This is a genomic window from Kitasatospora sp. NPDC047058, from assembly GCF_040643935.1.
Classification (GTDB): domain Bacteria; phylum Actinomycetota; class Actinomycetes; order Streptomycetales; family Streptomycetaceae; genus Kitasatospora.
On record NZ_JBEYVJ010000071.1, the window covers coordinates 18,595 to 29,959 of the forward strand.

The following is an 11,365-nucleotide window of genomic DNA, read 5'->3' on the forward strand; positions in this document are numbered from 1 at the left end:
CACCATGTCATCAGCAGCACCCGTGCGGACGGTCCTGACCACGTCCCGCGAGGCGGCTCGGCTCGCCGACCGGCAGATGTCGTGGAAGCCCCGGGTCTCCCCGTTCTACGTCTCCTTCCTGGTCATCTTCTGCTTCTCGATCTGGGCGTACGTGCCCAACCCGACCCCGCTCGGTTGGGCGATCACGATCCTCTGGGGCATGCCGGTGTTCGGCGTGCTGATCGGCTTCCAGGGCGTGCTGATGGTCCGCCGCCGGCTGCGGCAGGTCGACAGGATGACCCCGCCGGCGCCGGCCGAGGACGACTACCTGATCGTGCTGGTGCCGACCATCGGTCGGCACGACACCTACCCGGCGCTGGAGCGCTCGGTGCTCTCGTACGTCGAGCACCTGCCGGCGTACTTCCCGTGGATGCGGGTGGACATCCTCACCGAGGAGGGCTGCGCGGCCGCCGAGAAGATCGACGACCTGGCCGCCACCCACCCGCTGATCCGGGTCGTGACCGTTCCGAAGGCGTACCAGACGCCCAACGGCACCAAGTTCAAGGCCCGCGCCAACCACTACTCGCACGAGCTGCGGATCGAGGAGGGCGAGGCCGAGGACGACGTCTGGGTGCTGCACATGGACGACGACACCGGCGTCGGGCCGGACACCGCCGCCGCGGTCGCCCAGTTCATCAACCGGCAGCGCCGCGCCGGGGACGAGGCCAAGCACATGGCGCAGGGCATCCTGACGTACCCCCGGGAGAACGCCGTCTCCACCTTCACCTGGCTCGCCGACGCGATCCGCCCGGCCGACGACATCGCCCGGTTCCGCGCGATGACCGGCACGGGGACGCCGATCGCCGGCGTGCACGGCGAGCTGCTGCTGGTGCGCTCCTCGGTGGAGGCCACCATCGGCTGGGACTTCGGCCCGAAGACCATCGTCGAGGACGCCCAGATGGCGCTGAACTTCTGCCTGCGCTACCCGGGCCGCAGCGACTGGTTCAACGGCCGCTGCTACGGCGCCTCCCCGGCGGGCGTCAACGACTTCCTCAAGCAGCGCGAGCGCTGGGCCTGGGGCCTGGTGGCGCTCTGCTTCAACAAGACCATCCCGCTGCGGTTCCGGCTGTTCATCGGGATGGGCATGGTCAGCTGGGTGCTCGGCCCGCTGCAGCACGTCGGACTCGTCCTGCTGGTCGCGTGGTTCACCGGGACGATGAACACCTCGCCGGTGACCCAGTCCGTGGTGCTGCTCTGGTCGATCAACTTCGCCTACGTCATCTGGACGTACTGGGAGGGCCTGCGGCTCAACGTGGTGGGTTCGGCCAACCACCGCCGCAAGTGGTGGGAGCCGATCGTCGTGGTCGCCGCCATCCCGCTGTTCTCCTTCCTGGAGGGCTGGGGCGGTCTGCGGGGGCTGATCAAGTTCCTGCGCCGCGAGGAGAACAAGTTCGTCGTGATCGCCAAGCCGGCCTGACCGCCGGCCTGACCGGCGGCCGGGAACTGCTGCCAGGAACTGCTGCCAGGACTATGAAACGCTTCGTCATCTTCATCCTGCCGACCACCGTGCTCGGCATCACCGTGGCCGTCCCGCTCATATGGGGCGACCACCCGCTCAAGTTCGACCACAAGCGGCCGACCGAGGTGCACTGGGCCGGGGCCGCCGAGGACCAGGGCCGGGTCTGGGGCTTCGGCAAGGACGCGCCGGCGGCCGAGGACACCGGCCCCAAGGTGGCCCGCCCGTGGGCGAAGGGCAGCCCCGAGTGGGGTGTCCAGGTGTACTGGCTGGACGACCCGGCCGACCCGGAGACCTTCGTCCAGGGCAAGGCGGACCGCATCGTCAAGTACGTGGTCGGCCTGAACGCCAACGCGCTCTCGGTCTCGTTCCCCTTCTACACCACGGGCGGCAAGTCCAACGCGGTCGCCGCCCGGCCGACCACGCCCGGCCCGGAGCGGCTGGCGCTGCTGCTGGACGCCGCGAAGCGGGCCGGCCTGCGCACCACCGTCCGGCCGATCCTGGACGAGGAGTCGCTCCGGGCGGTCAAGGACGGCTGGCGCGGCAACATCGCCCCGAGCGACAAGGACGCCTGGTTCGCCAGCTACGCGACCTTCCTGGCGCCGTACCTGAAGACCGCCCAGGAGCACGGCGCGACCGAGTTCACCATCGGCACCGAGTTCAACTCGCTGGAGAACGCCCCGCAGTGGGCCGGGCTGGTGGAGCAGGCGAAGAAGACCTTCCACGGCGAAGTGGTGTACGACGCCAACTGGGACAACTGGTCGAAGGGTGCCGTCCCGGTGCCGACCGAGCAGACCGGGGTCGACGCCTACTTCCCGGCCAAGTCGCTCGGCGACGACGCCTCGGTGGGCGACCTGGCCGCCAGCTGGAACGGCTGGCTGGACAAGCGCGGCAAGGGCCCGCAGCCGGCCACCAAACTGACCGAGGTGGGCATCCCGGCGCAGAAGGGCGCCTACAAGACGCCCGGCGACTTCTACACCAAGCGCGAGCTGAACGAGCCCGTGCAGGCGACCTGGTTCACCGCGGTCTGCCAGGTGGCGCAGGAACGGAAGCTGGCCGGCATCTACTTCTGGTCGCTCTACTTCGGCATCGACCCGACGCTGCCGACCAACCAGGACACCCCGCGGATGGACTTCGCGGGGCGTCCGGCCTCCGAGGAGGCCATCCGCAAGTGCTTCGCGCAGACCTACGAGGTCCCGCCGGTTCAGCCGCCCGCGGCGGCCCCGGCCGGCTGAGACGCCGCCGGCTGGGTGGCCTTCGGGCTGCTGCTCGGCTTGCGGCTGGCGGTGGGCTTGGGCGTCGGCTGGTGCGACGCGGTGGGCGTCGCGGCCGGGGCCGGCTGCTCCGTCGCGGGTGCCGGGTCGGCCGGACCGGCCTGCGGCGGGGCGGCCGTGGTCGGCGCGGGCTGCGGGGCCGGGGCGTCCGGCGCCGAGGCCAGGACGTCGGAGATCTGCTTCTCCAGCCAGGGCGTCACCAGCCGCATGCCGGCCGGCGTCAGGTGCACGCCGTCGGTGGCGGGGGAGACCAGGTGGCCCTCGCGGTCCTTCCAGAGGCACGTCCCGCCGGGGCAGTAGAAGGCGTTCAGGTCGACCAGGTGCACGGAGCCGGCGGAGGCCTTCACGAAGTCGGCGATCTGCTGGTTGTAGCAGGTGCCCCAGGTCTTGTCGATCGCGCCGTTCTGCACCCGCTCGTTCATCAGCAGCACCCGGGCGCCGTGCCCGCGCTCGCGGACCAGGTCGACCGCGCGGGCGAGCTGGGCGGTGTAGTGGTTGCGGTAGTCCTCGTCGCAGGGGTTGAGCCAGGTGCCGTCCAGGTACTGCTCGGCGGCGTCCCAGCCGAGGTGCAGCACGACCGCCTTGGCCGTGGCGCCGTCCAGCTGCCTGCTCCAGAGCGCGGTGCGGTCCCGGCAGTCGTCGCTGGTGTCGAACTCCACCTTGGAGGTGCCGCGCACCTTCTCCGAGCCGAACACGCCGCAGCCGCTGATCCCGCCGTCGATCACCCGGTAGCGGTCGCCGTGCCGGTACAGGCCGGTGGCGAGGTCCTCCGAGAAGGAGTCGCCGAGCGCGAGCACCAGCGGCTTGGTGTCCGAGCCGGAACGCATGTCGTGCTCGACCCAGGCCGGCAGGAACCAGGCGCCGGCGGTGGCCGTCAGGGTGGCGGCCATCAGCAGCGGGATGGTCGGCCAGGGCCGCCAGCGCAGCACCCGGACCTTCTCGGTGCCGGTGTGCAGCAGCCAGGCCAGCACCCAGGAGACCGGGGCGCCGATCGCCAGCAGCAGCTGCGGCGAGATGTCGTCGACGAAGCGCTGGAGCATCCAGTAGACCGGCAGGTGCAGCAGGTAGAGGCTGTACGAGATGGTGCCGGTGAGCCGCAGCGGGGCGAGCGACAGCAGCCACACCAGCGGGCCGCGGTCGTGGCAGAGCGAGGCCGCGAGGACGGCCGCGAGCGCCGCGACGCCGGCCAGACCGCCCTGGTAGAGCCAGGACTCGTGGTAGTTGTCCACGCTGAGGCTGGCCCAGACCAGGCCGCCCAGCGCCACCGTGCCGAGGCCGGTCAGCACCGCGGTGCCGGCCGGGCCGGACCGGGCCTGCGAGCGCCGCTCGGAGCGCGAACCGGACTCCCCGGCCTCCCGGGCCCGCCGCCGCAGCCGCAGGTACACCACGAAGGCCGCGGTGGCGCCGGCCGCGAAGCCGACCGCGCGGGACTCGGTGCCCAGGTACAGGCGGTCGCTGTTGGAACCGGTCCACATCAGCGGGGCGACGGCGGCCGCGCCGGCGAACAGCACGGCGGTCACCGCGCCGGCCGCGGCGAGCGAGCGGCGGCAGACGGCGTAGATGATCAGCAGCAGCAGCGGCCAGACCACGTAGAACTGCTCGGTGATGCTGAGCGACCACATCGCGGCCAGCGGGTCGATGCCGGCGAAGTGCTGCCAGTAGGCGTCACCGCGTTCCAGCTGGGCCCAGTTGGCGACCTGCGCCAGTGCGGCCAGCGCCTGCGGCCGCAGGTCCCGGACGTCCTTGAGCGGGCTGAACAGGGCGGAGAGGACGACCACCATCAGGACGGTCGCCAGCAGGCCGGGCAGCAGCCGCTTGGCCCGGCGGCGGTAGAAGACGCCGAGGGCTATCCCGTCGGTGCGGTCCAGCTCGCGGATCAGCACCAGGGTGACCAGGAAGCCGGAGAGGACGAAGAAGGCGTCGACGCCGAACAGGCCGTTCTGGAACCAGTTGGTGTGGTAGAGCAGGACGGACGCGATGGCCAGGCCGCGCAGGCCGTCCACCGCGTCGAAGCGCACCGACGGCGGCACCGGGTGGCGGGGCTTGGGCGGTTCGGCGGGGATGGCGTACCGGCTGCCGCGGGGGTCCGGGATGCCACGGGCCTCCCGCATGTCCTGCAGCGTGGGTCCGCTCGCCGTCGAGGGCGCGCCGAGGCTGGGCCCGTCGTACATGAGGTGCAACTCCCCGGATCGATGGGCTACCACGACGTGTCTCGATCAGAGGTTTATATCAAAAGACCTGCTTTGATCGTCCGTCGGCTACCCGGACGAAGGACGCTCCGGGGGCGAACCGACCGTCAGAACGCCATCGTGTACACCAGCAGGTCCATGCCGGGGCGCGGCGCCCAGTCGCGGCCGGGCGTGCGCCGGAAGCCGAGCCGCTCGTAGATCCGGTGGGCGGTCGTCATGTCCGGGCGGGTGGAGAAGGCCATCCCGGCCAGGCCGAGTTCGCGGCTGCGGGCCACGCAGGCCCGGACCAGCGCCTCGCCGACGCCCCGGCCGCGGGCGGCCGTGGCGGTGGCCAGCATCCGGATCTCGCCCTCCTCAGGGGTCGCGATGTCGGCCCACTCCGTGCCGCCCGCGGCGAAGGTCACGCAGCCGAGCACCCGCCCGTCGGCCGGGTCGGCCGCGACGAGCAGCTCGGCCTCCCGGGCCCGGCGGGCGGTGTCGCGCAGGAGCCCGGCGTACGGGCTGTCGGGCGCGGTGAAGCCCTCGCCGACGAAGGCCTCGACGCTGATCCGGCCGGCGGCTTCGAGGTCCTCTTCCCGGGCGGGGCGGATGACGATGTCCATCCGGCCAGTCTGCCGGAGCGGCCGCCCGCGGCGGCCGCCGGGTCGGCGGGCGGGCGGTGGTCCGGGGCCGGACCGGGTCGGGCTCAGTCCGCTGCCAGGTGCCCGGTCTCGTTCCAGTGCGCCGGGCGCAGCCGTCCGTCCGCGGCGCGCCAGAGGCTGGTGGAGCAGTTGCGCACCGGCTCCAGCGCGGTCAGCTGCGCCTCGGTGAGCCGGTCCAGCGCGTAGCGGAGCATCAGCACCGTGCAGTCGTGCGCGACCAGCAGCACGGGCCGGCCGGCCTCCTCGGCGCAGAGGTCGCGGAGCAGGCTGCGCACCCGCAGCGCCACGTCCGCCCAGGACTCGCCGCCGGGCGGCCGGTAGTACAGCTCGCCCATCTTGCGCCGTCTGGCGGCCTCCTCGGGGTGCTTGGCCTCGATGGCGGCCTTGGGCAGCATCTCCAGGACGCCCAGTTCGCGGTCGCGCAGCCGTTCGTCGTAGCGGACGGGCAGCGAGACCGGGACGGCGCCCAGCCCGGCGGCCTGGGCGAGCGCGATCCGGGCGGTCTCGGCGGTGCGCACGTACGGCGAGCACCAGACGCTGCGCGGGCGGTCGGCGCTGGGCAGGCCGGCCCACCAGCGGCCGAGGGCCTGGGCCTGCTGCCGGCCGTGCAGCGACAGCGGGATGTCGGCGTCCCGGCAGCTGATCGGCACGCTCAGCGCGCCGGCCGCCTCGGCCAGCTGGAACTCCACGTTGGCGGTGGACTCGCCGTGCCGGGTGGCGATCAGGACGGACGGCAGCCGGGTCTCCGGCGCCGGCGCCGTGACGGGCGCCGTCGTGACGGGCCCTGCGCCGGGCGGCGCCGTGACGACCGGCGCCGCCGCCGCGCCGAGCGGTGCGCCCGGCGCGTGGGCGGACTGGTGCTGGCCGTTGAGAGTGGTGCCGGTTTCTGCCATCGCCGCTGCTCCCCGTGGGTCGATCAGTGGGCCGGTCGGCCGGCCGGCTGCCGGCTCGTCCGGTGGTACCCGGTGCGTGCGGCCGTTCATACATATGATCGCGCCGCCTCCCCCAGTGTTCACGGGGGAGACGGCACGATCACAGGGCGCGCGCACGGCCAATCAGTGCGCCGCCACGGGCTCCGGCGCGTTCTTCAGCTCTTCGTCACCGGATTCGGCGCTGTAGTCGCCCGGCCGGGTCTCGTCCGGGCCCTCCGGCGCCCCGACCGCCTTGAGCACCAGCGTGAGCACGACCGCGACCAGCAGGTTCAGCACGAAGGCGGTCAGCCCGATGTAGCCGATCTCGCCGATGCCGGGGATCTCGGCCGCGTTGCCGCCGAAGTGCTTGGTGGCGGGGCTGGCGATGCCGTAGGCCTTCCAGGTGCCGTAGACCATGCCGGCCAGCCACCCGGCGAACAGCGCCCAGTGGTGGAACCAGCGGGTGAACAGGCCGCCGACGATGGAGACGAAGGTCTGCAGGATCCAGAGGCCGCCGAGCAGCTGCAGGTTGATCGCCGCCTGCTTGTCCATGGTGAGCACGAAGGCCAGCGCGCCGACCTTCACCAGCAGCGAGGCGATCTTGGCGACCCGGGTCTCGTCGGCCGGGGTGGCGGCCGGCTTCAGGTACTCCTTGTAGACGTTGCGGGTGAACAGGTTGGCCGCCGCGATCGACATGATCGCGGCGGGCACCAGCGCGCCGATCCCGATCGCCGCGAAGGCGACGCCGGTGAACCAGTCCGGGAACATGTTCTCGAACAGCTGCGGCACCGAGAGCTGGGCGTTGAACTTCTTGTCGCCCTTGCCGATGCCGGCCGCGATCGCCATGAAGCCGAGCAGGGCCAGCAGGCCCAGCATCAGCGAGTACGCGGGCATGATCGCCATGTTGCGGCGGACGGTGTTGCGGGACTTGGAGGCCAGCACGCCGGTCACCGAGTGCGGGTACATGAACAGGGCCAGCGCCGAGCCGAGTGCCAGCGTGGCGTACGTCCACTGCTTGTTCTCCGGCACGGTCAGCGCCTTGGACGCGCTGAACTTCTGGCCGGCCGCCTCGAAGATGTGCCCGTAGCCGCCCAGCCGGATCGGGATGTAGATCACCGCGACGATGATCACGATGTAGACCAGGGCGTCCTTGACGAACGCGATCAGCGCCGGGGCCCGCAGCCCGGAGGAGTAGGTGTACGCGGCCAGCACGCCGAAGGCGATGAACAGCGGCAGGTCCTTGACGAACCAGTTGGCGTCCGCGCCGCCGCCGACGCCCAGCACGTCCAGCACCGCCTGGATGCCGACCAGCTGCAGCGCGATGTACGGCATGGTGGCCAGGATCCCGGTCAGCGCCACGACCAGCGAGAGCGGCTTGGAGCCGTAGCGCCCGCGCACGAAGTCGGCCGGGGTGACGTAGCCGTGCACCCGGGAGACGGACCAGAGCCGGGGCAGGAAGAGGAACACCAGCGGGTACGCGATGATCGTGTACGGCACCGCGAAGAACCCGGCCGCGCCGGTCGCGTACACGGCGGCCGGGACGGCCACGAAGGTGTAGGCGGTGTAGAGGTCGCCGCCGAGCAGGAACCAGGTGACCCAGGTCCCGAAGCTGCGGCCGCCCAGGCCCCACTCGTCCAGGTGCAGGGCGTCGTCGGCCTTGCGCCAGCGCGAGGCGAGGAAGCCCATCACGGTGACCAGCAGGAAGAAGAGCACGAACACGGTCAGGGCCGTGACGTTGACGCCGTTCATCGCGCGCCACCCGCCTTCCGGACGGCCTTGCGGGCCTTCTCGTCCCGGTTGACCAGCAGGTACGCGGCGACCGTGAACACGGCCGAGACCGGCACCCAGAGCAGCTGGTACCAGTAGAAGAACGGCACCCCGCCCTGGTACGGGTCGGTCTTGTCGTACGAGGACACCCAGAGCATCGCCACGATCGGGACGAGCAGGGCGAGCCCGGCCAGCACGCGCTCCGGCGTCACCGCGGGAACGGGAGTCGGGCCGGGTGGCTCGGGCATGACAGGTTCGGTGGCATCGAGGTCTGACGACATGGTTCGGCTCCGCTCGGAGGGTTCACCCCCTGGGCGCCGCAACCCTGAGGAGTCGCACGCGCCCCCCGTGAGCCCGCCGAGCAGCACCGGTGGTGATCAGCAGTCAGTACGGTCGCGAAATCTAGAGCATGAAGTGATCCATGTCACCGGATATGACAGAACTTCCCGCCATCCGGACGCTCGCACGCTGCCCGAACGCAACGGGCACCGGCGTACGCGCCCGCGTACGCCGGTGCCCGGTGGCACGGAGGGCCGAAGGGGGTGCCCGGACTGCTCCTGCGGGGTCCTGCCCGGACTGCTCCTTCAGGGCTACTCCTGACCGGGCTGCTCCGGGCGCTTCAGCCGGGTGATGAACTTGTAGCGGTCGCCGCGGTAGATCGAGCGCACCCACTCCACCGGGTCGCCCTCGGCGTCGAAGGAGTGCCGGGAGAGCTGGAGCATCGGCAGGCCGAGGTCGGAGCCGAGCAGGCCGGCCTCGCGCGGGGTGGCCAGGGTGGTCTCGATGGTCTCCTCGGCCTCGGCCACGGTGACGCCGTACACCTCGCGCAGGGCCGCGTACAGCGAGTTGTGCTTGGCCAGGTTGCGGCGCAGGGCGGGGAAGCGCTTGGCGGAGAGGTGGGCCACCTCGATCGCCATCGGGTCGCCGTTGGCCAGCCGGAGCCGCTCGATCCGCAGCACCCGGCCGCCGGGCTTGATGTCGAGCAGCGGGGCGAGCCGGTCGTCGGCGGTGATGTAGCCGATCTCGATCAGCCGGGAGGTGGGCTCCAGGCCCTGGGCGCGCATGTCCTCGGTGTAGGAGGTCAGCTGGAGGGCCTGGGCGACCTTGGGCTTGGCGACGAAGGTGCCCTTGCCCTGGATGCGCTCCAGCCGCCCCTCGACCACCAGCTCCTGGAGGGCCTGGCGGACGGTGGTGCGCGAGGTGTCGAACTGGGCGGCCAGCGCCCGCTCCGGCGGGACGGGGGTGCCGGCGGGCTGGGTCTCGGTGAGCTGCAGCAGGTGGCGCTTGAGGCCGTAGTACTTCGGCACCCGTGCGGTCGGGTCCGCGCCCTGCGTCGGGAGGTTCTTCACCTGGGGGTCGTTGACCTGGGCCGTGCTGCCCCCGTCGCTGCTCATCGGACCTGTCTCCCGCTTCTCGCGCGGCCTTTGGGGGCCCCGCCACATCGTTAACAGCTCACATCGTTGCATGTATGGCTACGGAACGAATACCTCATCACGCGATGAACGATGTGCGGTGTCGGCTTGATAACGGGTGGTCCGGATAGCTCGAACAAGCGTTGACACGCCCATTGGTCTAGGCCAAGCTCCAGGCAGCTGGTCTACACCACTAGGCCGGTCTCTACGAATCCCCCCACCCGTCCGCTGGGGTCCGCGGCTCATTCCTCCCGCTTTGCGCGGGTCTGCCGCTGCCGCCCGACGGGGGTAACCCAGGCATCCCTCAGGAGGATGGCGTGAAGCGTCAGCTCATCGCGGCGGTCGGCGTCGCAGCAATGGTCGTCGGCGTGGCGGCTTGTGGTTCGGACGCCAAGAAGGACGGTGGCGACGCCAAGGGCGGCTCGTCCTCCGCCGCGGCCAAGAGCTACAGCGGCAAGACCCTGACCGTGTGGCTGATGGACGGCTCCGCCCCGAAGGGCTGGACGGACTCCGTCAAGGCCGACTTCGAGACCGCCTACCCGGGCGCCAAGGTCGACTTCCAGATCCAGAAGTGGAACGGCATCGGCGCCAAGGTCACCGCCGCGCTGTCCGAGGGCTCCGTCGACGTGCTCGAGGTCGGCAACACCCAGACCGCGGGCTACGCCGCCACCGGTGGTCTGCTCGACATCACCAAGGACAAGGCCGCCCTGGGCGGTGCCGACTGGGCGGCGAACCAGAACGACTCGGCGATCCTGGAGGGCAAGCAGTACGCCGCCCCGTGGTTCGTCACCAACCGCGTCGTCGCCTACAACAAGGACCTGTGGGCCAAGGCCGGCCTGAGCGCCGCGCCGAAGACGCTGGACGAGTTCTACGCCGACCTGGACAAGCTGAAGGCCACGGCGGGCGTCACCGACCCGATCTACATGCCGGGCCAGGAGTGGTACACCTACTTCGGCCTCCTCACCAGCGAGGGCGGCAAGCTGGCCAAGAAGGACGGCGACAAGTGGGCCGGCGGCCTGTCCTCCCCCGAGGCGCAGAAGGCCTTCGAGACCTACAAGAAGCTGCAGAGCTACTCGGCCACCGGTCCGAAGGACAAGGACGAGGCCACCCCGCAGCAGAAGGACGTCTTCGGCAAGGGCGACATCGGCGCCATCATCGGCCTCGGCTGGGAGCTCCCGAAGGAGGACGTCCTGCCGGCGAGCAAGATCGGCTTCTTCCCGCTCCCGGGCAAGACCGCCGACAAGTCCTCCGGCGTGTTCCTCGGCGGGTCGAACCTGGCCGTCGCCCAGGCCAGCAAGAACACCGACATGGCCAAGGACTTCCTCAAGATCGCCCTCAACGACAAGAACGAGGGCCTGGTCGCGGCCGCGGGCAACGTCCCGAACAAGGCCGCGCTGAACAGCCAGGTCACCGGCGACTTCGCGAAGGCCGCCCTGCCGGCCTCCGCCAACGGCGCGATCACCCCGAACACCCCGAACTGGGCGAACGTGGAGAACGAGCCGAACCCGATCAAGGAGTTCCTGACCGGCGCCCTGACGGGTGACTACGCGGCCGCTGCCAAGAAGGCCGACGACGAGATCGCGAAGCGTCTCAACCAGAAGCAGTAAGCAGTCGAGCGGCGTCGCTCACCGGCTCCCGGCGGGGTTCCGGCACCTCTACGACGACGCCGACCTGCG

General features: G+C 71.2%; 9 protein-coding genes. 3 read left to right on the forward strand and 6 right to left on the reverse strand.

Features of this window, described 5'->3' with window-relative positions; all coding sequences use genetic code 11:
- Window positions 1-4 precede the first annotated feature (4 nt).
- Both ABZ885_RS14165 and ABZ885_RS14170 read left to right on the forward strand, forming a co-directional pair.
- Entirely contained in the window at window positions 5-1,456 is a 1,452-nt protein-coding gene (locus tag ABZ885_RS14165; RefSeq protein ID WP_360187451.1) for a glycosyltransferase family 2 protein, read from the forward strand.
- A gap of 53 nt (window positions 1,457-1,509) precedes the next feature.
- Window positions 1,510-2,730, forward strand: a complete 1,221-nt coding sequence (locus tag ABZ885_RS14170; protein ID WP_360187453.1) for a hypothetical protein — start codon at window positions 1,510-1,512, stop codon at window positions 2,728-2,730.
- Here ABZ885_RS14170 and ABZ885_RS14175 read toward each other — a convergent pair.
- The 6 genes from ABZ885_RS14175 to ABZ885_RS14200 form a co-directional block, all read right to left on the reverse strand.
- On the reverse strand, window positions 2,700-4,940 hold the full coding sequence (locus ABZ885_RS14175; protein ID WP_360187455.1) for an acyltransferase family protein: 2,241 nt from the start codon (window positions 4,938-4,940) through the stop codon (window positions 2,700-2,702). The two genes, ABZ885_RS14170 and ABZ885_RS14175, sit on opposite strands and share 31 nt — an antisense overlap.
- A gap of 125 nt (window positions 4,941-5,065) precedes the next feature.
- The gene (locus ABZ885_RS14180; RefSeq protein ID WP_360187457.1) at window positions 5,066-5,560 is read right to left on the reverse strand and encodes an N-acetyltransferase; all 495 of its coding nucleotides are present in this window, start codon (window positions 5,558-5,560) and stop codon (window positions 5,066-5,068) included.
- A gap of 83 nt (window positions 5,561-5,643) precedes the next feature.
- Window positions 5,644-6,492, reverse strand: a complete 849-nt coding sequence (locus ABZ885_RS14185) for a histidine phosphatase family protein (RefSeq protein WP_360187458.1) — start codon at window positions 6,490-6,492, stop codon at window positions 5,644-5,646.
- Between the two features lie 162 nt (window positions 6,493-6,654).
- Window positions 6,655-8,259, reverse strand: coding sequence for a monocarboxylate uptake permease MctP (gene mctP, locus ABZ885_RS14190; protein ID WP_360187460.1), 1,605 nt, complete (start codon window positions 8,257-8,259; stop codon window positions 6,655-6,657).
- Window positions 8,256-8,525, reverse strand: a complete 270-nt coding sequence (locus ABZ885_RS14195) for a DUF3311 domain-containing protein (protein ID WP_360187461.1) — start codon at window positions 8,523-8,525, stop codon at window positions 8,256-8,258. Before ABZ885_RS14195 ends, mctP begins: the two co-directional genes overlap by 4 nt.
- 342 nt (window positions 8,526-8,867) lie before the next feature.
- Window positions 8,868-9,671, reverse strand: a complete 804-nt coding sequence (locus ABZ885_RS14200; protein ID WP_360187463.1) for a GntR family transcriptional regulator — start codon at window positions 9,669-9,671, stop codon at window positions 8,868-8,870.
- Window positions 9,672-10,006: 335 nt separating this feature from the next.
- On the opposite strand from ABZ885_RS14200, the gene ABZ885_RS14205 reads away from it, so the two are divergent.
- Entirely contained in the window at window positions 10,007-11,296 is a 1,290-nt protein-coding gene (locus tag ABZ885_RS14205) for an extracellular solute-binding protein (RefSeq protein ID WP_360187465.1), read from the forward strand.
- The last annotated feature ends 69 nt before the right edge of the window (window positions 11,297-11,365 follow it).